The following is a 25,174-nucleotide window of genomic DNA, read 5'->3' on the forward strand; positions in this document are numbered from 1 at the left end:
GCCAGTTACGGTAAAAGAGATGAATAATATTAAACGTAGCACAGGAATTTCAGGTTTAGCGCGTCCCCGCTGCTAATGGTTATTTAACATTTATCTTTTCGCCGACTATGCTCATAGTGAGTTACCGCTTCCGGCTCATGGAGGAATGTATGTATGGCATAAGCCTGATCCGACTGGGTATGTTTATTGCGCTTGCCATTATCGCCAGCACGGCGATTGGTTTATTTACCTATATGGTCGTCACTGTTCTGGCAGAATAGTGTCACCCCTGTCCAGGTTATGGAATAAATAAAACAGTTATTTATTAGGGGAATACAGTGAACCGCTACCTCTCTCTTTTACCGTTCGTTTTGTTAACGCTCACGGCGTGCGATCCAAAACCTGAACAAGCCTCCCCCCTGCCCAGAATGGTTAAAGTGGCGGAGGTGACGGTTCCCGGTCATGCCCAGCAGCGCGTTTTTCCCGCCCGCATTGAATCGGGCGATGCCACAGACCTTTCCTTCAAGCGCGCTGGTCAAATTGAAGCGCTCGATGTGCGTCAGGGCGCAGCCATCAAGCAGGGCCAACAGCTTGCAAGATTGAACTCTCGTGAAGCCCAGCAGCGGGTTAACGACAGGCAGACGGCGGCGACGCTGGCCCAGAGGCAGTTCGATCGCTTCCAGACGCTGGCGGGCCGCCAGGCGATTTCGAAAGCCGAAATGGACGTGCAGCGTGCAAACCGCGATTCGGCGAATGCGGCGCTGCAGATTGCCCGAGAAGAGTTGAATCAGATGACGCTCGTCGCCCCCTTCAGCGGGACGGCGGCCAGCGTACATGTCCGAAACCATCAGGTGGTGTCTGCTGGTCAGCCCATCGCGACGTTAACCCGCACCGATCTGCTTGACGTGGTGTTCAGCATCCCTGAAAACCTGTTTAAGACCTTTGATATCCGCAACGCGCAGTATCGTCCGGTAGTGAGAATTAACGCTATTCCGGATCGGGAATTTACCGCCGTCTACAAAGAGCACTCGGGCAGCAGCGACAGTAATACCCTGACCTGGCAGGTAATACTGACCATGCCGCGACCAGAGGATTTTCCCGCCGTCGGTGGCGTAAGCGGTACGGTGACCATCAATTTAACCAACCTCCCGGCTGGCGCGGGCGCTCAGGCGCTGGTTGTACCGGTTGAGGCCGTCTTTAACCCGGACAACAGCCCACGCAATGAGCCGCACGTCTGGGTTGTGGCGGGAGAAGGCAACACGCTCCATCTTGAAGACCGCAAGGTCAGCGTGGGGCAAGTGATAACCGAAGGCGTGACGATCACCAGCGGGCTTAAGGCGGGCGAGCGCGTGGTGGCCGCAGGCGTGGGAGAGCTCCATGCTAACCAGCCGGTGCGTATCTGGACGCGTGAGCGGGGACTGTAATGGATATCACTCGTCAATTTATTAATAACCCGGTTCGCGTATGGCTAACGATTCTGCTGCTGGGCATGGGGGGGATTTTCGCCCTGTTGAATATCGGCAGGCTGGAAGATCCCGCCTTTACCATCAAAACCGCAGTGGTGGTCACCCACTACCCCGGCGCATCCGCTCAGCAGGTTGAAGAAGAGGTGACGCTGCCGCTGGAGAATGCCCTTCAGCAGCTGCCTTATCTGGACAACGTGAGCTCCATCTCTTCAAACGGGCTGTCGCAAATCACCGTTAACATCGCTTCACGCTATCACTCGAATGAACTACCGCAGATTTGGGATGAGCTGCGCCGCCGCGTAGGCGATGCCTCGCGTCAGTTCCCGCCCGGCGTCGTCACGCCCTTTGTGAATGACGATTTCGGCGACGTGTTCGGCTTCTTCTTCGCCATTTCCGGGGATGAATTCAGTAATCCTGAACTGGTGAGATATGCAGAGCAGCTGCGCCGCGCGTTGATTCTGGTTCCCGGCGTCGCGAAGGTCGCCATCGGCGGGGCCATTAGCCAACAGGTCAACATCGATATTTCCCTGACTAAAATGGCCGCGCGCGGCATTACGCTGAACCAACTTTCCGCCCTGCTCAGCAGGCTCAACGTCGTTTCCAGCGCCGGAGAAATCACCTCGGGCAGCGAATCCATTCGTCTGCACCCCACCGGTGAGTTCGAGAATCTTGATGAACTGGCGGATCTCATCATCACGCCTTCCGGCACCGGGGCGGCGACGCGCCTGCGGGATATCGCCACGCTGTCGCGCGGGCTGAACGAATCGCCCGCCAGTATCTACCATGCCAACGGCAAAAAAGCCGTTACCATGGGCGTCTCGTTTATTCCCGGCGTGAACGTGATCGACGTGGGCCACGCGCTGGAGGCGAAGCTAAACCAGATGTCGGCGGAAAAACCGGCAGGCATACAGATAGATCTGTTTTACGATCAGGCAGCCGAAGTGGGTCATTCTGTTAACGGTTTTATTATTAACTTCCTGATGGCGCTGGCGATTGTCATCGGCGTGCTGCTGATCTTTATGGGGGTACGCAGCGGGATCATCATCGCGGTTTCTCTCGCCCTTAACGTGCTGGGCACGCTGCTGATTATGTATCTGTGTGGCATTGAGCTACAGCGCATCTCGCTCGGGGCGCTGATTATCGCCCTCAGCATGCTGGTGGATAACGCCATCGTGATTGTCGAAGGGGTGTTGATTGCCCGGCAGCAGGGCTCCCCGCTGTTAACCGCCGTAAACAACATCATCCGCCGCTCCGCCCTGCCGCTGCTGGGGGCGACGGTGATCGCCATCCTTGCGTTTGCTCCTATCGGGCTATCGCAGGATTCCACCGGGGAATACTGTAAATCTCTGTTCCAGGTGCTGCTGATTTCCCTGATGCTGAGCTGGTTCTCGGCGCTCACCCTCACCCCGGTGCTGATTAAGTGGTGGTTGTTTAAAAACGACAGCGCACCGGACACTACTGACGAGTCAGATCCTTACGACAAACGTCTCTACCGCCTTTACCAGCACCTGCTGAACGCACTGCTGCACCATAAAGCGCCGACGCTGGTAGTGATGGCCGCCCTGCTGGCCGCGTCTGTCTGGGGGTTTGGCGCGGTGCGGCAAAACTTTTTCCCGTCGTCCAATACGCCGATTTTCTTTGTCGACCTCTGGTTACCTTACGGGACAGATATCAAATGGACCGAGAAAATGACCGGCGACATTGAGAAAACCATCAAGGGACGGCCCGGCGTGGAAACCACCGTCTCGACCATTGGTCAGGGGAGTATGCGCTTTATTCTGACCTACAGCGGACAGCGGCAGTACAGCAACTACGCGCAGATCATGGTGCGTATGGATGACCAGCGCAGCATCTCCGCGCTGACGCGCTACGTGGATGAGTACATCGCGCGTAACTACCCGCAGGTCAACGCCAGTACGAAACGGGTGATGTTTGGGCCCTCCGGCGACAGCGCCATTGAAGTGCGCATTAAAGGCCCGGATCCTGACAGGCTGCGTCTGATTGCCAGCCAGGTGGACGATATCCTGGCGCGCGACCCGGCCACGGGGAGCGTCCGAAACGACTGGCAAAACCGCAGCAAAGTGATCCGTCCGCAGTACGTCGCCGCGCTGGGACGCGAGCTTGGCGTGGATAAGCAGGACGTCGACAACGCGCTGGAGATGAATTTCTCCGGCAGCCGGGCGGGGTTGTATCGGGAAGGCAGTGACCTGCTGCCCGTGGTGGTGAGGCCTCCGGAAAGCGAAAGGCTGGACGCCAGCCACCTGAACAACGTGCTGGTGTGGAGCCATGCGCGGCAGCAGTATATCCCGCTGAGTAACGTCGTCAGCAGCTTCACGCTGGAGTGGGAAGATCCGCTCATCCTTCGACGCGACCGCTCGCGGGTACTGACGGTTCAGACGGATCCGGACCCGCTGAGCCAGCAAACCTCCGGTGATATTCTCGCCCGCGTGAAGCCGCAGGTGGATGCCCTTCCCCTGCCACACGGCTACAGCATCGAGTGGGGGGGCGACGCGGAAAACTCCAGCGAAGCGCAGCAAGGGCTGTTCACTACGCTACCTCTCGGGTATCTGGTGATGTTTGTCATTACGGTGCTGATGTTCAGCTCGGTAAAAAATGCCGTCGCGATCTGGCTAACCGTACCGCTGGCGTTGATTGGCGTCACGCCAGGATTTTTAATTACCGGCATTCCCTTTGGCTTTATGGCGCTGATTGGTCTGCTGAGCCTGAGCGGAATGCTCATCCGCAACGGCATCGTGCTGGTGGAAGAGATTGAACAGCAGAAAACGCACAAGGATCAGCACAGCGCGATCGTTTATGCCGCCACCTCGCGCCTGCGCCCTATCCTGCTCACCGCGTTCACGACCGTACTTGGCCTGGCTCCGCTGCTGCTGGATGTTTTCTTCCAGAGCATGGCCGTTGTGATTATGTTTGGACTGGGGTTTGCTACAATCCTGACGCTACTGGTACTCCCCGTGATCTATGCGTGTTTCCATCGTAAGGACGAAGCCAAACAACAATGAATGCGACAGGGCTGAACATTATCAAGACGCTGGGCTGTATGACGGCGGTCACCTTCTTCACCATCTACAATACCTGGGATCATTATGACTATGACTATCACTGGATCCTGGGCTTTTTAACCTTTATCTCGACCATCGCCACGCCGCTGTTTTTTGTGGTGTCGGGCTATCTCGACGGGCAATCCCGGCACGGCACACGCTGGCAGCTGGGTAAAATAAAAAGTCTGGTGATTGTTTTTCTGTTCTGGATAACGATCTACTACCTGTGGGAGCCTTATCAGCGCGGGTATTTAATTCAGCCCTGGTTCGTGTTCGCCTTTGTGGTGATTTACACCTTCCACCCGGCGGTGGAGTGGCTTAGCCAGAGGAGATCGCTGTTCTGCGGCGCGATTGCTGCTCTGCTGTGCTTTTCCTACGGATACGATCTGCTATCGGCGCTTTATCCTGAAACGCACGTCCTTTCGCTTTCGCCGCAGTATCGGCTGTGGACATGGCTGCTGTTTTATCTGACCGGGCAGCTCTTCTGCGACCCAAAAGTGGCCGAGTGGATAAGCCGCAAAAATGTGGTCCGGGCGGCGGTTGTCGCCATCCCGTTTATCTATCTCTTCACCTGGTTTTACGAGCGCCACTTCTTTTTTGCCCTGTTTAAGGCCGACAGAAACGCCTTTATTCTCACCGGCTCGCAGATCTACATCCTGATTATTGCCCTGGTGATTGCGGCGAACGGCGTTCGCTTTCGCCGCAATGCTGAATTAAAGGAGTCCATTCTGGCCGCCATCAGCAAAACGATGACCGGCGTATATATTGTGCACTACTCGGTGTTTCATCTGCTGACGGCGCTGATACCGGTGACCTCTCTCGGCATGAAGCTGGCGCTGATTGTGCTTACGTTCGTCACCTCTGTTCTCTTCTCCATGCTGGTATTGTCTAACGCCGTGGCAAAAAAGGTGATCACCCTTTAAAAGCCTAAGCGCAGCCAGGCAAAGAGCACGTTGCCGTTGTTATACGTTCCGGGAATATAGGTGAACTGGACGGTAACGCGCTTATAGCCAGCTGAAAACAGCGGGAAGATGAACGGCAGAGGCACATAGTTTGCAAAATCATCTCGCGCCGTGATGCCCGCGGCGGCACCGAGCCCAAGGCGGAAATCTTTGGCATTATCCAGATACCAGCCCTTCTCCCAGCCATAGCCCATCGCGGGCTGCCATTCGTTGTGCGAGTCCTTGAACATCATTGCGAAAAGCGCGCTCCAGTTGCCCTCTTCGTTATAGCGGGACACGCCCAGGCCGCCGCCCCACGGCATTTCGTTGTAATTGTCGGTTTTTTCTTTATCGTACATAAAGCGGGCGTGCCAGCTCAGAAACGGCAAGTACAAATCGTAACGTTGCGGCTCTTCCCAGGTCTGGGAGATATCATCCGTCAGCGCATTCAACCAGCCGCTAATACGCTGTTCGCCATAGACTTTCGGCTCGGCATGAAGCGGTGCGGCGAATAAAAACAGGACCATCCAGAATGCCGAAAAGTTACGTTGCATCGTTTTTCCCTCAGCTTTAGTCACGCAGCGGTATCTATTACTGTAATCCATTCAGCACGAACCGGAGCCAAACAGACTGATTTATCTTGAGGCAGGGGAAGATGAAATTTATTTATTCAGCGCCTTCCGGAAAGATAAAAACGTTTTCTCAGGCGTTTTGTCGCGGTAGTCTCATAGGTTCCGTTTATATGACGGCAGCTATGTGAGTGACCTTTTCTTATACCAATAATAAAAAACAGTACGGACAGGATAACTATGGACTCCACCCTCATCTCCGATCGTCCCAACGAGGAGACACCTTCGCTCAATCGCGCCCGCCGCGCTGCACTCGGCAGCTTCGCAGGTGCCGTCGTCGACTGGTATGATTTTCTGCTTTACGGCATTACCGCCGCGCTGGTGTTTAACCGCGAGTTTTTTCCCCAGGTCAGCCCTGCGATGGGCACGCTCGCCGCGTTTGCCACCTTCGGCGTCGGCTTTCTGTTTCGCCCGCTGGGCGGGGTGATTTTCGGCCACTTCGGCGACCGGCTTGGCCGCAAGCGGATGCTGATGCTTACCGTCTGGATGATGGGGATTGCCACCGCGCTGATTGGCATTCTCCCGTCGTTTTCCGCTATTGGCTGGTGGGCGCCTGTGCTGCTGGTGACGCTGCGCGCCATTCAGGGCTTCGCCGTGGGCGGCGAATGGGGCGGCGCGGCGCTGTTATCCGTTGAAAATGCGCCAAAAAACAAGAAAGCGTTTTACAGCAGCGGCGTGCAGGTCGGGTACGGCGTCGGGCTGTTGCTTTCCACCGGGCTGGTATCGTTAATCAGCCAGCTCACCACCGACGCGCAGTTTCTGAGCTGGGGCTGGCGCATCCCTTTTATCTTCAGCATCGTGCTGGTCATTGCCGCCCTGTGGATCCGCAACGGGATGGAGGAGTCCGCTGAATTCGAACAACAGCAGCTGGAAAAACCGGCCGTCAAAAAACGGCTGCCGGTGATGGAAGCCCTGATTCGGCACCCTGGCGCTTTTCTGAAAATCATCGCCCTGCGCCTGTGCGAACTGCTGACGATGTATATCGTTACCGCCTTTGCGCTGAACTACTCGACGCAGAACCTCGGCCTGCCGCGCGAACTGTTCCTGAATATCGGCCTGCTGGTCGGCGGGATCAGCTGTCTGACCATCCCCTGCTTCGCCTGGCTGGCGGACCGGTTTGGTCGCCGCCGCGTCTACATCACCGGCGCGCTGATTGGCACCCTCAGCGCCTGGCCGTTCTTTATGGCGCTGGAGGCGCAGTCTGTGTTCTGGATTGTCTTCTTCGCCATTATGCTCGCCAACATCGCTCACGATATGGTGGTCTGCGTGCAGCAGCCGATGTTTACCGAACTGTTCGGCGCCAGCTACCGCTACAGCGGCGCGGGCGTGGGCTACCAGGTGGCAAGCGTGGTCGGCGGCGGGTTTACGCCGTTTATTGCCGCCGCGCTGGTGACCTTCTCCGGCGGTAACTGGCACAGCGTGGCGATTTATCTGCTGGCCGGCTGCCTGCTGTCGGCAGCGACGGCGCTTCTGATGAAAGAGACGAGCCACGCCTGATCTCCCTTTTGTTTCACAGGCGTGTGACATACTATCGGATAGAGTCGCACACCTGTGGAACAAGGAGACAGAGATGAATAATAAGGGCTCCAGCCTGACCCCGGCTCAGGCGCTGGAAAAACTCGACGCGCTGTATGAACAGTCCGTCAACGCGCTGCGCAGCGCCATCAGCGAATACATCGAAACGGGGAAACTTCCCGATCAAAAGGCCAGAAACGAAGGCCTTTTTGTTTATCCATCGCTCTCTGTGACCTGGGACGGCAGCGCAAGCACGACGCCGAAAACCCGCGCCTACGCCCGTTTTACCCACTCCGGCTGCTACAGCACCACCGTCACCCGCCCTGCACTGTTCCGCCCCTATCTGGAAGAGCAGCTAACGCTGTTGTATCAGGATTACGGCGCGCACATTGCCGTGGAGCCTTCACAGCATGAGATCCCGTACCCGTACGTGATTGACGGTTCGGCGCTAACTCTTGACCGCTCCATGAGCGCGGGACTGACCCGCCACTTCCCAACGACGGAACTGTCACAGATTGGCGATGAGACGGCTGACGGGATTTATCACCCGGCAGAGTTTTCACCCCTGTCGCACTTTGACGCCCGTCGGGTGGATTTCTCCCTGGCGCGCCTGCGCCACTACACCGGCACGCCCGCCGAGCATTTCCAGCCGTTTGTGCTGTTTACCAACTACACCCGCTACGTGGACGAGTTCGTTCGCTGGGGCTGTAGCCAGATCCTTGATCCGGACAGTCCATATATCGCCCTCTCCTGCGCGGGGGGGATCTGGATCACCGCTGAAACCGAAGCCCCCGAGCAGGCCATCTCCGATCTGGCGTGGAAAAAACACCAGATGCCCGCCTGGCACCTGATCACCGCCGACGGTCAGGGGATCACCCTAATCAACATCGGCGTCGGCCCGTCGAACGCCAAAACCATCTGTGACCATCTGGCGGTGCTGCGCCCCGACGTGTGGCTGATGATTGGCCACTGCGGCGGCCTGCGCGAAAGCCAGCTGATTGGCGATTACGTGCTGGCCCACGCTTATCTGCGCGACGACCACGTGCTGGATGCGGTACTGCCGCCGGATATCCCAATCCCGAGCATCGCCGAAGTACAGCGCGCGCTCTACGACGCCACCAAAGAGGTGAGCGGCATGCCGGGTGAAGAGGTGAAGCAGCGCCTGCGTACCGGTACGGTGGTGACGACGGATGACCGCAACTGGGAGTTGCGTTACTCCGCCTCCGCGCTGCGCTTCAACCTGAGCCGAGCGGTGGCGATTGATATGGAGAGCGCCACCATCGCCGCCCAGGGGTATCGCTTCCGCGTTCCTTACGGCACGCTGCTGTGCGTGTCCGATAAGCCGCTGCACGGCGAAATTAAGCTGCCGGGTCAGGCCAACCGTTTCTATGAAGGGGCGATTTCCGAACATTTGCAGATCGGCATTCGCGCCATCGACCTGCTGCGGGCGGAAGGCGACCGACTGCATTCACGCAAGCTGCGCACCTTCAACGAGCCGCCGTTCCGCTAATAACAATAAGGAAAAACCATGCACACCCCTACTCCGCTCTCTGCCCTGCGTCAGTGGCTTCAGGAAAACAGCCTCGACGGGATGATCGTTCCGCGCACCGATGCCTGGCAAAGCGAGAATTGCGCGTCGAACGACGAAAAGCTGGCCTGGCTGACAGGCTTTGACGGCTCTGCTGGCGTCGCGCTGGTACTGAGGGATAAAGCGCTGCTGTTCGTCGACGGGCGCTATCAGGTGCAGGCCCACGTTCAGGTGAATATGGATGAGGTTGAGATCCACCATCTGCACAACGAGCCGCTGGCAGACTGGCTGACGGCCAACGTCGCGGCGGGCACGCGCATCGGTTTCGACCCAATGCTGATGACGAATACCGAGTTTACGCAGCTGTCTGCCACACCGTGCACGCTCGTGCCGCTGAACGCGTCACCGTTTGACGCCTTATGGACCGATCGCCTTGCCGCACCGGCGGGGCTTATCCGTGAGATGCCGGTTGCGATAAGCGGTGAAAGCAGCGAAGACAAACGTCAGCGCGTTGCCGCCGTGCTGGCCGCGAACAACGCTGACTACCTGGCCGTTACGCTGCCGGATAACATTGCGTGGCTGCTCAACGTGCGCGGCTCAGATATCCCCACCAGTCCGGTACCGCTCTCATTTGCCCTGCTCGGTCGCGACGGCCGCGTTGAGTGGTTTGTTAACGATAATAAGCTCGCAGAACTTCCTGATGCAGTTCTGAACGCCTTCACGATTGCGCCACAGGACACCTTTATTGAGCGCTGTCAGCAACTTGCTGAAGGGAAGCGGGTGATGGTTGATGCCGACTCCGCGCCGGTGGCCCTGCGCTTTGCCATTGAACCGCGCGGTGAAATTGTCTGGCGAACCGATCCCGTTACCCTCATTAAGGCTACCAAAAACCCGGTCGAGCTGGCAGGGTATCGCGAGTGCCATCTCCAGGACGGCGCCGCGTGGGTCAACTTCCTGGCCTGGCTGAGCCGCGAAGTGCCGCTGCGTGCGGCGGCGGGACAACCGCTAACGGAGCTGGAAGTGCAGGCGCAGCAACTGGCATTTCGCAAACAGCAGCCCGGTTTTATCGAGCAGAGTTTCGCGACCATTTCCGCCTCTTCGAGCAATGCGGCGATGTGCCACTATCATTCAAGCGAGGCCAGCAACAAGCCCATCGGCCATAACCATTTTTACCTGAACGATTCGGGCGGTCAGTACGCTAACGGCACCACCGATGCCACGCGCACGCTGGCGTGGGGTAATGTCCCCTCGCAGCAGCGTCTGCACTACACCGCCGTGCTGAGAGGTTTTCTGTCGCTGATTACCCTGCAGTTCCCTTCCGGTACGCAGGGGCACCAGCTGGATGCTTTCGCGCGTCGTCCGCTGTGGGAGATGGGGCTGGATTACGATCACGGTACCGGGCACGGCGTGGGCCACCAGCTTCTGATCCACGAAAACCCGCATCGCATCGCCAAAAAGGTCAACCCGTGGCCGCTGGTGGCAGGCAATATCATGACGATTGAACCGGGATACTATCTGGGCGATAGCCACGGTATCCGTATTGAAAACCAAGTGGAGATAGTGGAGAGCCGTCCGGGGTTTTGCAAATTTGCTTCTCTGACGCTGATCCCGATTGATTTAAGCCAGGTCGAGATGGATCTGTTGAGCGAGCAGGAAAAGCAGTGGCTGGATGAGTATCACCAGCAGGTACGGGAGGCGCTGTCACCGCTGGTGAATAGCGAGGCGCGTTCGTGGCTGGAGGAGGCGACGGCGCCGGTTCGTGTGTAATTTCGTGCGGTATGATGCCCTCACCCCATCCCTCTCCCACGGGAGAGGGTGAAAACACTAAAAACGGCAACAAGGTTGCCGTTTTGCATTTACCTGACGCAGAAAAGCAAAAAGCCTGCTTCAAAAGCAGGCTTTTCAAATTTGGCTCCTCTGACTGGACTCGAACCAGTGACATACGGATTAACAGTCCGCCGTTCTACCGACTGAACTACAGAGGAATCGTGTGAACGGGGCGCATATTATCGATGCTCCCCGATGATGTCAAAGGCAGAATGCATATTTCCGATCGTTTGCCGAATTATTCTCCATTTCGCGCATTTGTCAGGCATTTTGTCGCGGATATTTCCACAGCCAGCGCCCGCTGACCATGCGCCAGTAGAACAGCGCCCCGCGTACGGCCCAGTCAAGGAACATCCCCAGCCAGACGCCCACCACGCCCCAGCCCAGCACCACGCCCAGCGTATAGCCCGCCACAACGCGACACCCCCACATGCCAAGCATGGACACCCACATGGCAAAACGGGCATCGCGCGCCCCTTTCAGCCCGGCAGGCAACACCCAGGATGCCGCCCAGATGGGCATAAAGGCGGCGTTGAGCCAGATAAGGATCTTCACCACCTCTTTCACGTCATCTTCGTGGGTATAAAACGCGGCCATCAGCCCGGCAAACGGCGCTGTGCCCCAGGCGATCAGCGTCAGCCCAATCGTCGACAGCCAGAACACATGGCGCAGCTGCCGCTCCGCCTGGCCTATCTGCCCTTTCCCGAGCCGTTTACCCGTGATGATGGTTGATGCCGACCCAAGGGCGTTACCCGGCAGGTTAATCAGCGAGGCGATGGAGAAGGCGATAAAGTTACCGGCGATAACGTCGGTGCCCATTCCGGCGACAAACATCTGCGTGAGCAGCTTCCCGCCGTTGAACAACACGGATTCAATGCTCGCGGGAATACCAATCCCCATCACTTCCCAGATAATGGCGAAATTAAAGGGCCGGAAATAGCTCTTAAGCGTAAGACGCAGCGAGGGGGTAATCCCCGTCATCAGCACCCCGATGATGGCCGCCGCACCGATATAGCGTGATATGGTTAATCCCAGCCCGGCCCCGACGAACCCCAGACCATCCCACGAGAACGCGCCGTAGATCAGCACGCTGCTGATGATGATATTCAGGATATTCATCCCACCGTTGATCAGCAGCGGGATTTTGGTGTTACCTGCCCCGCGCAGCGCGCCGCTGCCAATCAACGCGATGGCCGCCGCCGGATAGCTTAAGACGGTCATTTCGAGATAGGTCAGCGCCAGGTCTTTGACCTCGTTCGTGGCTTCCCCGGCGACAAAATCGATAATCTCTTTACCGAAATAGTGGATCACCGCCGCCAGAACAATCGAAAAGAGGGTCATGATCATCAGCGACTGACGTGCAGCCTCGCGCGCGCGTTTGGGATCCAGCTTGCCGAGACTAAAGGCCACCACAACCGTCGTTCCGAGATCGATGGCGGCAAAGAATGACATCACCACCATGTTAAAGCTGTCTGCCAGCCCGACCCCCGCCATCGCCTCTTTCCCCAGCCAGCTCACCAGGAAGGTGCTCAGCACTCCCATCAGCAGAACGCAGGTATTTTCCAGGAAAATAGGCACGGCAAGAGGGGTGATTTCACGCCAGAACAGAACACGATAGCTTTTACGTTTTGCGTACCATGGCGTGCGCACGATCGCCTGGCGCAGAGGGGCAGTGACGTTCAAAATGGACCTTAGCGAGAATAGTTGAAACTTCATTTCAAATGATGGGGGAGAAATGCTAATCCTGCAAAGTATTTTCCTGAAAAAGATGTGTGTATTTACAACAAACTGACGACAGAATCGGCAATCAGTCGATTTTCCCTAAGATCAGGTTTGACAAAAGTTTTTTCGCCGCTAAGATAAGCCTCCACAACGATTCCTCTGTAGTTCAGTCGGTAGAACGGCGGACTGTTAATCCGTATGTCACTGGTTCGAGTCCAGTCAGAGGAGCCAATTTCCTGTTTGCATGCATCTTTGCGAATCCTTATCTGATATTGATTCAAGAGGTTAGCGTGAAAACTCTTCCCGGTGCATTTTGATTTTACCCTCCGCATCGGGAAAAATTGGTGGTCAAATCTGGGGTCAGGTTAGTTCGATGACGGAGTGACCCCCAAATGTCCCTTAACGACTCAAAAATCCGCAACTTAAAACCATCCGCAAAACCCTTCAAAGTTTCTGATTCTCACGGTCTGTACCTTCTTATCAAACCAGGCGGCTCACGTCACTGGTATCTTAAATATCGTATAAACGGCAAAGAATCCCGCATTGCACTGGGTGCCTATCCTGCCGTCTCCCTGTCTGATGCCCGCCAGCAGCGCGAAGGTATCCGTAAGATGCTGGCGCTGAACATCAACCCGGCACTGCAGAGGGCTGCTGAACGCAGAGCCTGCACACCAGAGAAGGTGTTTAAAACAGTGGCGCTGGCATGGCATAAAAACAATAAAAAGTGGTCGCAGAACACCGCTGACCGTCTGCTTGCCAGCATGAACAACCATATCTTTCCTGTAATTGGTCATCTGTCCGTCACGGAGCTTAAACCCCATCATTTCATTGACCTGCTGAAAGGCATTGAGGAAAAGGGCCTGCTGGAAGTCGCGTCCCGCACGCGGCAGCACCTCAGTAACATCATGCGCCATGCGGTCCATCAGGGATTTATCGACACCAACCCGGCAGCAAATCTTGATGGCGTGACGGCTCCCCCCATGAGACACCACTATCCCGCCCTGCCGCTGGAGCGGCTGCCTGAACTGATTGAACACATTGAAGCATATCATCAGGGCCGTGAACTGACCCGGCTTGCTGTCCTGCTGACGCTGCATCTGTTCATTCGCTCCAGTGAGCTGCGCTTTGCACGCTGGTCAGAAATTGATTTCATAAACAGAATTTGGACGATACCCGCCACACGCGAAGCCATTGTGGGTGTGCGTTATTCAGGGCGCGGTGCAAAAATGCGCACTGCTCATATCGTGCCCCTCTCACAGCAGGCTATAGCTATTCTGAAACGGATTAAGGAAATATCCGGGGCTTACGAACTGGTCTTCCCCGGCGACCATAACCCGTACAGGCCGATGTGCGAAAACGCGGTTAATAAAGCACTGCGCCTTATGGGATTCGACACGAAACAGGACATCTGCGGACATGGCTTTCGGGCAATGGCATGCAGTGCCCTGATGGAGTCTGGCTTATGGTCGCAAGATGCAGTGGAACGCCAGATGAGTCACCAGGAGCGCAACACCGTGCGTCTGGCTTACATTCATAAGGCTGAGCATCTGGAAGCCCGCAAGGCGATGATGCAGTGGTGGTCAGATTATATCGATACATGCCGGGTCGCATACGTACCACCTTTTAACACAGGGCGGGATAAAAACAACGAAGCTGCATGACCAATAACAAAAAGCTGTATCAGCATACCCTGGTACGGCTTTATTCATTTCTGATGGCTTGCCAACCCCTCCACCCCGACCCGACCCGTCGCTGCCTGTAGAAAGCTGTTACACAACAACAACAACAACACGCTTGCGCCGTCAGCCCTGGCGTGCCATTTCATTTGAGAGCAAGGATCATCCCTACTGCCCCAGCGACGAGAACGGCATCAATGAGAAGCTCGAACGTATGCGTCTGGAGTTTCTGGACGAGACGTTTCGCAATCATCGAACCGACGAACAATGCGATGCCGATGGCAAGTCCATGTGTGAGGACAGGCTGCGCGAGTGCGCCCGATATACCGAACGTAGCTAGCTTACCAGCGTAGAGCAGGATTGCGCTTGCCGCCTCTGATCCCAAAAATACGCCTCCACTCATTCCGTACCCGGTAAATACCGGCACGCTGAGCGGCCCGGTGGACAGCACGAATCCGGTCATAAACCCGACAATCGCCCCGGCCAAACTCATGTGCCAGAGATTCAAGTGGAGGTTCGATCGTCTGATGAGACGGCGCAGCGGGATCATCGCAAGGAAGAAAGCTGCTAGGAATACCTCCACTGTGCCAGGAGAAATCGTAAGTAACGTGTGCGCCCCGAGAACAGCCGCAGGAACTCCCGCCAACGAATAGGCAAACACCGGTCGCCAACGAATCTCATGCCACCAGACAATCACCCGTCCGATGTTGCCGAAAAGGGAGGCGATCGCCATAACAGGCACAGCAATCCGTGGCCCGTACGTGGCGACGAGGACGGGCAGCATGATTAACGACGAGCCAGTGCCGACGACACCGCTGAGTACTCCGGCACCGAGAGCGACGAAGAAGAGAAGTAAGAGTGCAATCATCGGCTTTAAGATCAACCAGGGCCATCGCTCGCAGCCGCAAGAAGCGGCACCAGGATGTCGCTGATCGGCGTTGGAATGCTGTGAACCCGGCCGCGACGCGCAATGACGCCGTTGCGGATATCCCATTCAAGCGGTCGGCCAGCTTCTCGATCCGTGAGGATGGAGGTGCTCATGTCTGCAGGAGCCGCCCGGAACTTATCGAGGATCTCCTGCGGCACTTCGTCTCCGAGTTCAGCGCCCTCTGCACGTGCCACGGCCAGGCATTCCTGCAGATAAGCCAGCGTAAGCCTGGCGATATCAGCACGGCCAAACATGCCTGAGCGGCGGTGCGTGAGTGCCATGAGTCCAGCCACCGCATTCTGCATCAGCTTGCGCCAGGCCAGGGAGCTGAAATTCGCGGCCAGATCTACGGAGCACCACGTGCCTTGCAGCGCTGCGGCCACTACACGGGAAGCTGGTGCGTCTGGCACGCTGAGGCGCGCCTCACCACGCAAGCGTACCGAGCCATCGGACTGCGCTTGCGCAGGGAACCACACGACAGCGGGAACAATCTGTCCGGGCAGAGAGTACGTAGCGAGCCTGTCCAACTGTTCGACCCCATTCTGGAGCACGCATATAACCGTCTCCGGGCCAGTCAACGCCCTGAGCCATTCTGCTGCCGCGTCGATTTGTGTGGACTTGACTGCCAGAAAGATAAGATCAACCGTGCGAGTGATTTGTGCCGGATTCGTCTGTACCGGACCGGGTACGGTGATAAAGCGGTTGCCATCTTGCAAGGTCAGGCGATCGCGGGGAGTACGTCCACACAGCAATGGTGTGCGGTCGACTTCGTGTAACGCCGCCGCGACTGTTGTGCCGATGGCACCTGGACCTAAAACAGCAACAACTGTATTGATTTCAGTGTTCATGAATGCGGACTCCTTGCAACAGAATCTAATTACGTGGTGGTTGTGCCCTTCCCAAAGGACATGTAATATATTACATATGAATAAAGAAAATGGTAATAGAATTTCAGAAGGTGAGCAGCGGTTACAGCAATGGCTTGGCAGCATTCACGCCCGAAGCGGCGACCTCGCTGCAAGTGAGGCTAAAGTTGTCGATCTCCTGCTTGTCGATCCTTTATTTGTCGGTACAAGCACGGCAGCACAGGTTGCCACCCGTGCTGGTGTATCACCGCCGACAGTAATACGCGCTGCACGAGCGATCGGGTTCACCGGGTTCACTGAACTTAAGATAGAGATTGCCCGGGCTCGTGGCACTGCCCAATTCTTTGCCCCGCCTGAAGTTCTTACAGCGGATGCGACGCTGGCATCAGTGCTGGAAACATCAATTCGTGCTGGTGTAGACGCACTGACTGCGCTCAGCGGTGCTATCGAAATCTCCGCACTTGATGAGGCGGTCGATTTAATCCAGAGCGCACGCCAGGTATTTGCATTTGGTGCTGGTCCCTCTGCGACGGTTGCCGCTGATGCGGTCTTTCGTTTGCGGACGGCGGGTGTGATAACCGTCAGTATCCAGGATTATTTATCAGCGATGATTGCTGCTCGTCTACTCGGTCCAGGCGATGTCATCATCGTCGTCAGTTCAACAGGGCGCACATCATCCACACTCTCCATCGCTGATGCAGCATCCTCGGCAGGAGCATCGCTTATTGCAATAACTAACCAGTACGATACCCCACTGGCAACACTCGCCAACGTTTCGCTCGTTGTTGGCGGAATGCCACTCCCGGCACAGATGGCCGCTGCCGGGAGTCGACTGGCCCAGCTCGTCGTTATTGATACGCTGGTCGCTGCTCTCACTCTGCGGGATAAAGAACAAAGTCGCCGGGCTGAACGGGCGGGTATTGATTTGCCCGATATGTCCTGATGCAGTTCAGCACGGTAGCAATGATTCTTACTGCTGCGGTAGCTCATGCAGTATGGAATATAGCCTCAAAATACAAGAGGGAAGACACTCTTGTGTTCGTCTGGGCGTACAGCTGTGCCTCAGCATTGCTGTGGCTCCCGTTCAGCCTCATTCTGATAGTTGAGGGACAACAGGAACTCGACTGGAGACTCGCTGTCGGCGCAGTTATCTCGTCTGCACTTCATATCGCTTATTCTCTAATCTTGCAGGCTGGCTACGAGCGCGCCGAACTGGGTGTTGTTTATCCGATTGCCCGAGGAAGTGGACCAGTTCTGACGATACTGTTTGCAACCCTTCTCATGGGAGAACGGCTTTCACCAGGCGCTTTACTCGGCGCTTTTATCGTTATCGCTGGTATTTTCGTTGTCACCGGCAATCCGTTCAGGAGCGGAAGCCGACCACTACAGGGAATGCTTTGGGGGGCAGCGACAGGCACCGCCATCGCTGGCTATACACTCTGGGACGGTTATTCGGTAATCTCTCTGCACTTGGATCCAGTGCGCTACTACGCCAGCACACTCCTGCTACAGAGTCTGATTCTTACCCCTGGTGCGATGCGGCGACGAAATCGCATTCCAACTGCTGTACGTGTGGATATCATCCCAATCCTTATCATTGCTGTATGCTCTCCCCTTGCCTACATCCTTGTACTGACAGCCATGCAGAGCATGCCACTGGCACTCGTCGCTCCTCTCAGGGAAACATCCATTATTGTCGGCTCCCTTCTTTCGTACTGGCTGTTTCGTGAAAATCATCTGGCACGCCGGATTGCCGGTGCAGTGGTGGTGCTGACCGGCATCGCAATAATTAGCCTTTGATCGCTTCGTTGGATGCCAATCGTCGTCTTATTGTCAGCGTGGATCGTTCGTCGAAGTTCAGTTTTCATCACCAGTTTGATCGCAAAGCTATGCCACATAGCACTATTGGCTTTATAATCATTAACGGTAAAAGTGGTATTGAATAGTGATACTCCGATGCAACACATTCAACATGTAGCCTGATTCTGATAACCGCTTTCGTTAGAAATGGCTTACTCCATAGCGAGAGTTCGTGATGCTCAAAACAGAAGATCTCAACACTATGATATCAATTGATGAGATTCACTTTGCTGACTGGCAAATCTGGCCACAGCTAAGGATTCTGTTACATCGGGGTAAGCCAGTAAGAATTTCTGCCAGAGCTTTTGATGTTCTGGTTGTTCTGGTGAGTGCCAGAGGTAAAGCGGTAAGTAAAGAATCTTTACTTACGCAAGTGTGGGGAAATGAAATCGTCGAAGAAAATAATCTTCAGGCACAAATTTCAGCTATACGCCGCATACTGGGACATGACCGCCATCTACTGGTTACTGAATTTGGTTGTGGTTATCGCTTTAATATCAACAAATCGCCAACTGAACCTCTCTCTAAATCAAAAATACCTGAGCCCGCTATTACCCCTTTTCTAGCGTCGATTCTGGGGCGTGATAAAGCTGTGCAGGAATTATGCGCCTTATTGGATCAATACCGTCTGGTGACGATTACAGGCTCAGGGGGCGTGGGTAAGACTCGTCTGGCATGGGAAGTCGTCAGTCTTACACACACGCATTTTCCTGATGGAATATGTGTGGCTGAACTGGCTCATATCACCGAAGCATCCAGCTTGCTATCCGTTATTTCACAAGCGCTCCATCTTCCATTAGCTGCCATTCATAATGATGCCGATTTACGGCAACAGCTTGCACGGCGTCGATGTTTACTGCTGATTGATAACTGTGAACATGTAATTAATGAACTTGAACCAGTGATTACGTTGCTCCTGCACCTGGCTCCCCATATCAAACTGTTGTTGACTAGCCAGGTAGCGTTGCAGGTTGCCGGCGAGCAACAATATCTACTACCACCATTACAAGTTCCTGAGAGCGAAGAGGCTGATACCCACGAGTTACTGACTTTTTCCAGTGTCCGCCTCTTTATCGAACGCGGGCAGGCAAATCGACATGATTACCATCCATCAGCCAGCGAACTGTCTTTGATTGGCGAGTTATGCCGTCATCTTGACGGTCTGCCGTTGGCGATTGAACTTGCGGCCTCCCGTCTGCCAGTCATGAGTGTCAAAGAGATCTATAGCCGACTGGAAGACCGTTTCCAGCTATTGAGCAATACGCACAGATCTCTGGAGCCCAGACATCAGAAAATACTGACCGCGCTGGAGTGGACTTATCAGTTGCTCAACACACGTGAACAACGATTATTTTGCTCTCTGGGGATCTATACCGATATGTTCAGTGCGAAATCAGTAAGCGACCTTCTGCTGATTAAAGACAAGCATCGCTGGCAGGTTGTTGACGATCTGCAAAGATTACTGTCTTTATCCCTGATTCAGGTCAGTACTCAGGTACCAGAGACCCGTTTCCGCCTGCTGGAAACCATGCGCCAGTTCGCATGCGATAAACTCAGGCAACAGGGTGAATATACTGTTCTTGAGGCCCGTTTTGCCGGTTATTATAAAGTTCTGGTAGAAGAGGCCCAAGGTGATTGGTTTATGCTGCCAACGGGACAGTGGCGTGAACGTTATAGCCATATGCTTAATGATTTGCGGAGTGTATTACAGCAAACGTTGACTGAGGGGGCCGATCCTTCTAAGGGGCTTAAGATATTACAAGCGATGACCCCTTTTTGGATTGAATATTCACTATACGATGAATGTCAGCGCCATATTTATCCTCTGCTTTATGAAAATACTTCGCAGGTAGTATTAACGCTACGCCAGAGAATGAATCTCAGCGCTGTAGCAGGTAAGGCGTCAACCTGGGCAAAAGGCCCTACGCCTGAAACACATTCAGCCTGGAAAACCGCGCTGACAATTGCAGAAAAGCTCGACGACAAAGAAATACGTTTACAGGCTCATTACGGATTATGGTTGTATTATCTGCGTACTGGCGAGTTGGATAAAGCGCTTGAGCATGCGCAATCTATGTGCGAGCTAGCACGGTCCATTACCGACGAGGAGGCGATGGCAACCGGGCTGCGTATTCTCGGTGTATCCCTGCATTTTTTGGGCCGTCATGATGTCGGGCGTGATTATCTCCAGCAATCTCTTGATTGGTATGAACATGGTGAATTAAGCCACTCTTTCCGTTTTGGTCTTGATCAAGCGAGCGCCGGTCAGGCCTTTCTGTCTCGTTTACTCTGGTTACAGGGTGAGTATAAGGCCGCGAAACAGATGGCATGGCGCGGTGTTAAAAAAGCCGCTCGTTTGCAGCATGTCTGTTCTCTTTGCTGTGCACTGGCTGAAGGCGCTTGTATGACAGCAGCACTGGATCGTAATCCGCGTTGGGTTATAAAGGCCGCAAACTGGCTTATTCATCTGGCAAAAAGGCATGATTTATATTTCTGGAAGACATACGGCGAGCTGTTTCTTGTTTGGGCCAAACAGTTCAGTCATACCGATGTTAGTCAAACTACACTGTTTAGCTCGTTGCGGGCGATGGGATTAGACTGGCAATATTCCCCCTTGTTGTCAGAAATTGATACCGGGGTATCACTGAGAGCCACCCGCCAAGATCATGAAAACTGGTGCACGCCAGAGCTGATGCGTCTTTCTGCCACTCAATTACCTCCTCAGAAGCAACGCCTGCTGTTGGAGAAGGCCCTGGACAAAGCGCGTCAGCAACAGGCTCATGGCTGGGCCCTCCGTATTGCTTATTCATTGGCGACATTGCAGGCTGAAGCCGGGGAAAAATGGGCTGCTAAACAATTGATACAGGACGCTTTACATGATGTTGATGACTCAGACAATGCGACGGATGTAAGAAGTGCTATTGCGCTATGTGCCCGAATAGGGACCTGAATATTTACGTTTTACGGCTATTAACATCCCCATGATCACGAGTCCGCCCCCTGCTGAAGAAATCAGCGCCCAGCTATGAGTTGTCTCCCATAACCAGGTGGCAGTCAGTGAGCCACATGCTCCGCCAATAAACATAACGCACATAAATAATGTATTAAGACGGTTTCTGGCATCCGGACGCAAAGAATAAATCGTGTGCTGATTAGCTATCAGTACACATTGCTCACCCGCATCCAGTAGTAGAATGCCCACCACCATACCCACAATACTGTTCCATCTCCAAAAAACAGTCCAGGCTAGCAGCATGAGTATCACACCAAAAACAACCATTCGGAATGGTCCCTGACGATCGCTGAAACTTCCCGCCAGAGGCGCACACAGAATACCGATTAACCCCAAAGCAGCCAGGGCGCCGGTTATCCCTGCACCGTAATCGTAGCGATGAGCTAACCAGAAAGGGAGCACGGTCCACAGCACGCTGAAGGAGGCAAACAGCATTGCTTGTGTAAGAGTTGCACCACGCACCTGCGGCTCGTTTTTCCACAGCAGTCCTAATAAACGTAATACCGCCAGATAGTTAAACTTTGGCGTTGACAACGACTGAGTAGGCAAAATGCGTAAGATGAAAAATATAGCCAGCAATGTCATGATCGCGCCGGATAAAAAGACGCCACGCCAGCCGAAATACTGACCAATAAGGCCTCCGATAGCCCGGCCAGCAAGGATACCTGCCAGGACACCGCTCATCACCGTACCAACGGTTTTACCTCGTGCAGAAGTTCTTGAGAGCGAGGCGGCAAGCGGCACTATCTGTTGAGCTACTGTTGCAGCCATCCCGGTAAGGAAGGAGAAGAACACCAACACTGTCGCCGTTGGGGATAACATCATGCCGATCATTGCCAGGAAAAGCACCTGCGCTTGACGCAGGATAAGCCGCTGACGTTCAATATAATCGCCCAGGGGGATCAGAAAGAATAAGCCCACCGCATAGCCTACCTGGGTGACCATGGGGATCAAAGAAACAGCTCCCCATTCATTGGGAAATGATCCGGCAATTAAATTCAGGACAGATTGATTAAAATAAATATTAGCCACAACAATACAACAAATAATCCCCAGCATAAGAATCCTGGTAGAAGAAAGCTCGTGATTGTCCGAACGCATTGACCACTCCTGGCACTAAACTCAATATTGTCTGGAGTATAAGCAAAGGCGACACCCAACTCTTTGACCGCTTTTTTCAGACATCTGAATTCTGATGCACAAGCTCCTGAAAAAGAGATTTGTTACTAATACTGCTCATGTTATTGACTGTGCTTAACTTGAGGAGCAACAAATGGATTTAAAACTGACTGGAAAAGTGGCTCTGGTAACTGGAGCCCGTACCGGAATTGGTTTCAGCATTTGTGAAGAATTGGCCGTGAATGGTGTGCATTTAGTCATGGTGGCCAGACGAGAACCTGAGCTGATTCTTGCTGCGAAAAAAATTTCAGAGAAATACGGTGTTTCGGTGCTGCCTATTGCCGGGGATGTGACTGATCCCAAACTACCTTCTTTAGTGGTTGAACAAGCGGAAAAAGTTTTTCAGCGTATTGATTTACTGGTGAACAATGCCGGAAGAGCCCATGCGGGCACGCTGTTAACCACTTCGGAAGAAGACTGGCAGATAATGACTGAGACCAAATTCTCCGCCATGCGACGTTTTTGTAAGGTAATCATCCCCGGGATGCAGAGACGAAACTGGGGGCGTATTGTCAATATCTCATCCATTGGCGGTATCTACCCTAATCCGCAACTTACCGTCTCACACGCACTGAGCGCCGCTATCAACAACCTGACCCGTAGTTTAGCACTTAGCGTGGCTCCGGATGGCATTCTGGTCAATGCGATCGGAGTGGGTGCTGTCGCGACGGATAACTGGGCGCAGAACATGCTACCGAATGTTCGCAATCGTCGTCCTGAACTGGCTGACAGAACAGACGAAGAGGTAATGGCATTACTGGGTAAAGAGAAAACGCCTGTGGGCCGCTTTGGACTTCCTGAAGATATTGCTGCAATTGCTGCGTTCCTACTTTCTGGGAGGAATCAGTTTGTTACTGGACAGACAATTGAAGCATCAGGCGGAGCAGACAGATTTATGTAATGTCTTCCATTCAACTTAAATAATGTTTGAGAATTGAATTAGTTTAACCTGATATTTGTTCTTCTTTTCAATCACTGCGAAATATGAGGCCGGATATGGGGGGCTGAAACGCTAAGAAGCCCCCGCGCCAATATAATCCAAATATTATAACGTAATAAATCCCGCACCATGAAATTAATTTCACTGGAAAATTCATGGTATTTTTTTAAAAAAATAGAAATAGAGGCAAACCACTATGTCAAAAAAACAAACACTATCAAATACAAACTATAGTTCGCCTGACTGGCTGACTATCCGTGAAGCAGTCGAAGTGATAAATAAAAAAGGACTGAAAATTAAAAAAAAGTGACATTTACAAGCATGCATTACATGGCAGCATTCATCTCTCTATTTACTTTCAGTCGCCAATTACATTACGAAAAATACAGAGGTCGGGCTACAAAGTAAGGCTCAGACCATGTGATATGTCATCAATAAATCGTTTATGCCTTCTTGACAAAAAAGCGTTTATTGAAGGACATAATTTTATTGTTAGCACTACTGGCAAATATATCATCCCCACAGAGAGAGTTATTGACACTCTATTGATTGGATATGAATATGTTCTAGTACAAAAATTACTTGCCCAATCTCTTAAAATACCATTACCTGTAACAGGAGCTATTGATTTTAATCATGGCATAACAGTTAGCTTACAAGGAGAACCATTTCAACTATTCGATAAAATGACATGGGAAGAAAGAATAACACAAAAAATTATGCAACTCCCTAAAAACATTTCACCATATGTACATAAAGAGATATTCTCAAAGAGGATAAATAATTACCTGGGGAAAGAGTATTTCCCGGCTCATATTTTACCTCGGGATGCCTGGTTTGTTATTCGACACACTGAACTTGATAAAGTCATTGACATCATAACCAATAGCAGAGTGCCCCCATTATCTGCAACGCGAATATCAACACCACTATCTCGTTTTTTCTGGCTGGCCTGTAAAAACAATGAAGTCATCCGTCCATTAATTAGTAAACCGTACAAACTACTATCTATTTTCGAACAATGGGCATCTGACGAAGGCATTACCGACAGGCTCAGTGGTGATACGTTAAAAACTGCACTCGTACGCGGTTCCCCCACATCAATGTCGGATTGACGCAAGTGAATTTTACCAAACCCAAATGTCCGTATTAAGGACCCTAAAATCAGTAATACGGACATAATTAGTTTTTTTGACTCTTTTTTCCTTGTCACCTCAAGGGATATTATATTTCTGCATTACGGGTATAAATACATATCATCAATTACCAAGCATTAGAAATGTAAAAACAAAATAGTACTTAAATGCTCACAACCCCACACATACATAAAGCCACTCCTTATTCAAGGAGGATTTAGCCGACCTGCATAGGTTCGATCGAATCCAAAATGCGAAAAATAGATTAACCTTAATTTATCCAACCATTAAATACACACATGGGTTCGTAATTATATTCCAATTAATTAATCCAAAATTTACTCACCAATACATTACACATGCAAAAACACGAAAACATACATTGCACAGAAAGACTTAGATTCATTTACAATGAAATAAATGAGTGATTTCATTTCGCTCAACAAATATATAACTGAGGTACTAAGGCCATGATTACTAGATGAACCCGTCCATAATCCAGATAGTTACTAAAGATTTAAAAACTCATCCTTATGATACGAGTAATTACCTTACTCCCTAGTAGACTTGCTTTTAATATTTACGGCCTTTTTTCTATACCGGTGCGGGGGGACATTATACCTTTTCCGAAATGCCCTGGTTAATGATTGCTGAGAGTCAAAGCCAAATCGCATCGCGATGTTTATCAAAGGTTCATTTGTTGTGATAACAGCCTCTAAAATAAGACATAATTTTTTCTCTCTGATAAAACCTCCCAGGCTCTGCCCTGTTTCAGAAAAAAACAGTCTCTGCAAATGCCATTTTGAATATCCGGACCTGATAGCCACATCATCAATTTTTAGTGGCATCTCTATATTTTTGTTTATCCAGATAATTAAGTCATTTACAAAATCTTTTCTGTTTTTCATAA

At 53.0% G+C, this 25,174-nt stretch carries 18 protein-coding genes, 2 tRNA genes and 1 pseudogene; 13 read left to right on the forward strand and 8 right to left on the reverse strand.

Annotation, left to right across the window (positions count from 1 at the left end; genetic code table 11):
- Window positions 1-317: 317 nt before the first annotated feature.
- From IM299_RS04195 to IM299_RS04205, 3 genes are read left to right on the forward strand one after another with little or no spacing between them, the layout of a single operon-like run.
- Window positions 318-1,403, forward strand: coding sequence for an efflux RND transporter periplasmic adaptor subunit (locus IM299_RS04195; RefSeq protein WP_193357097.1), 1,086 nt, complete (start codon window positions 318-320; stop codon window positions 1,401-1,403).
- Window positions 1,403-4,465, forward strand: a complete 3,063-nt coding sequence (locus IM299_RS04200; protein ID WP_047362999.1) for an efflux RND transporter permease subunit — start codon at window positions 1,403-1,405, stop codon at window positions 4,463-4,465. Before IM299_RS04195 ends, IM299_RS04200 begins: the two co-directional genes overlap by 1 nt.
- Window positions 4,462-5,427, forward strand: coding sequence for an acyltransferase (locus IM299_RS04205; protein WP_045629806.1), 966 nt, complete (start codon window positions 4,462-4,464; stop codon window positions 5,425-5,427). The genes IM299_RS04200 and IM299_RS04205 overlap by 4 nt, the downstream gene beginning before the upstream one ends.
- On the opposite strand, the gene pagP is transcribed toward IM299_RS04205, so the two are convergent.
- Window positions 5,424-5,999 (reverse strand): lipid IV(A) palmitoyltransferase PagP, encoded by a 576-nt coding sequence (gene pagP / locus IM299_RS04210; RefSeq protein WP_048957562.1) that lies wholly within the window; start codon window positions 5,997-5,999, stop codon window positions 5,424-5,426. The two genes, IM299_RS04205 and pagP, sit on opposite strands and share 4 nt — an antisense overlap.
- Before the next feature lie 255 nt (window positions 6,000-6,254).
- On the opposite strand from pagP, the gene shiA reads away from it, so the two are divergent.
- The 3 genes from shiA to IM299_RS04225 all read left to right on the forward strand — a co-directional run bounded on the left by shiA (window position 6,255) and on the right by IM299_RS04225 (window position 10,884).
- The gene (shiA, locus tag IM299_RS04215) at window positions 6,255-7,571 is read left to right on the forward strand and encodes a shikimate transporter (protein WP_193357098.1); all 1,317 of its coding nucleotides are present in this window, start codon (window positions 6,255-6,257) and stop codon (window positions 7,569-7,571) included.
- 73 nt (window positions 7,572-7,644) lie between these two features.
- On the forward strand, window positions 7,645-9,099 hold the full coding sequence (locus IM299_RS04220) for an AMP nucleosidase (RefSeq protein ID WP_041909184.1): 1,455 nt from the start codon (window positions 7,645-7,647) through the stop codon (window positions 9,097-9,099).
- A gap of 18 nt (window positions 9,100-9,117) precedes the next feature.
- A complete protein-coding gene (locus IM299_RS04225) occupies window positions 9,118-10,884 on the forward strand; it encodes an aminopeptidase P family protein (protein WP_193357099.1) in 1,767 nt (588 codons plus the stop codon).
- A gap of 142 nt (window positions 10,885-11,026) precedes the next feature.
- Here IM299_RS04225 and IM299_RS04230 read toward each other — a convergent pair.
- The 3 genes from IM299_RS04230 to IM299_RS23075 all read right to left on the reverse strand — a co-directional run bounded on the left by IM299_RS04230 (window position 11,027) and on the right by IM299_RS23075 (window position 12,815).
- Window positions 11,027-11,102 (reverse strand) — tRNA-Asn (locus tag IM299_RS04230).
- 103 nt (window positions 11,103-11,205) lie between these two features.
- Complete coding sequence (gene emmdR / locus IM299_RS04235; protein WP_127336340.1) at window positions 11,206-12,660, reverse strand: multidrug efflux MATE transporter EmmdR; 1,455 nt, start codon at window positions 12,658-12,660, stop codon at window positions 11,206-11,208.
- A 62-nt stretch (window positions 12,661-12,722) separates the two neighbouring features.
- Window positions 12,723-12,815 carry a DUF5951 family protein gene (locus IM299_RS23075; RefSeq protein ID WP_219358334.1) on the reverse strand — a complete coding sequence of 31 codons (93 nt, stop codon included), beginning with the start codon at window positions 12,813-12,815 and terminating at the stop codon, window positions 12,723-12,725.
- Between the two features lie 6 nt (window positions 12,816-12,821).
- Here IM299_RS23075 and IM299_RS04240 point away from each other — a divergent pair.
- Window positions 12,822-12,897: transfer RNA gene (locus IM299_RS04240), tRNA-Asn, on the forward strand.
- Between the two features lie 161 nt (window positions 12,898-13,058).
- Window positions 13,059-14,327 (forward strand): integrase arm-type DNA-binding domain-containing protein, encoded by a 1,269-nt coding sequence (locus IM299_RS04245; RefSeq protein ID WP_049097176.1) that lies wholly within the window; start codon window positions 13,059-13,061, stop codon window positions 14,325-14,327.
- Window positions 14,328-14,487: 160 nt separating this feature from the next.
- Here IM299_RS04245 and IM299_RS04250 read toward each other — a convergent pair whose 3' ends face one another.
- Both IM299_RS04250 and IM299_RS04255 read right to left on the reverse strand, forming a co-directional pair.
- Complete coding sequence (locus IM299_RS04250) at window positions 14,488-15,210, reverse strand: sulfite exporter TauE/SafE family protein (RefSeq protein WP_032105408.1); 723 nt, start codon at window positions 15,208-15,210, stop codon at window positions 14,488-14,490.
- Between the two features lie 11 nt (window positions 15,211-15,221).
- A complete protein-coding gene (locus IM299_RS04255; RefSeq protein ID WP_049097175.1) occupies window positions 15,222-16,118 on the reverse strand; it encodes an oxidoreductase in 897 nt (298 codons plus the stop codon).
- Here IM299_RS04255 and IM299_RS04260 point away from each other — a divergent pair.
- From IM299_RS04260 to IM299_RS04270, 3 genes are all read left to right on the forward strand, one after another.
- A complete protein-coding gene (locus IM299_RS04260; protein WP_227013029.1) occupies window positions 16,069-17,079 on the forward strand; it encodes a MurR/RpiR family transcriptional regulator in 1,011 nt (336 codons plus the stop codon). The genes IM299_RS04255 and IM299_RS04260 overlap by 50 nt on opposite strands.
- Window positions 17,079-17,936: a DMT family transporter gene (locus IM299_RS04265; RefSeq protein ID WP_049097172.1), complete on the forward strand. Its 858-nt coding sequence runs from the start codon at window positions 17,079-17,081 to the stop codon at window positions 17,934-17,936. The genes IM299_RS04260 and IM299_RS04265 overlap by 1 nt, the downstream gene beginning before the upstream one ends.
- A 235-nt stretch (window positions 17,937-18,171) precedes the next feature.
- Entirely contained in the window at window positions 18,172-20,946 is a 2,775-nt protein-coding gene (locus IM299_RS04270) for a winged helix-turn-helix domain-containing protein (RefSeq protein WP_049097170.1), read from the forward strand.
- Here the strand turns inward: IM299_RS04270 and IM299_RS04275 are convergent.
- Window positions 20,923-22,110, reverse strand: coding sequence for an MFS transporter (locus tag IM299_RS04275; protein ID WP_187044411.1), 1,188 nt, complete (start codon window positions 22,108-22,110; stop codon window positions 20,923-20,925). The genes IM299_RS04270 and IM299_RS04275 overlap by 24 nt on opposite strands.
- A gap of 172 nt (window positions 22,111-22,282) precedes the next feature.
- Between IM299_RS04275 and IM299_RS04280 the strand changes: the two genes are divergently transcribed.
- Both IM299_RS04280 and IM299_RS04285 read left to right on the forward strand, forming a co-directional pair.
- Window positions 22,283-23,089 carry an SDR family NAD(P)-dependent oxidoreductase gene (locus IM299_RS04280; protein WP_064360569.1) on the forward strand — a complete coding sequence of 269 codons (807 nt, stop codon included), beginning with the start codon at window positions 22,283-22,285 and terminating at the stop codon, window positions 23,087-23,089.
- 235 nt (window positions 23,090-23,324) lie between these two features.
- Window positions 23,325-24,243, forward strand: a pseudogene (locus IM299_RS04285) (hypothetical protein).
- 572 nt (window positions 24,244-24,815) lie between these two features.
- Here the strand turns inward: IM299_RS04285 and IM299_RS04290 are convergent.
- Complete coding sequence (locus tag IM299_RS04290) at window positions 24,816-25,172, reverse strand: helix-turn-helix domain-containing protein (protein ID WP_049097167.1); 357 nt, start codon at window positions 25,170-25,172, stop codon at window positions 24,816-24,818.
- Window positions 25,173-25,174: the final 2 nt, after the last annotated feature.

This window comes from Enterobacter cloacae complex sp. P47BA (assembly GCF_014930485.1).
Lineage (GTDB): Bacteria > Pseudomonadota > Gammaproteobacteria > Enterobacterales > Enterobacteriaceae > Enterobacter > Enterobacter bugandensis.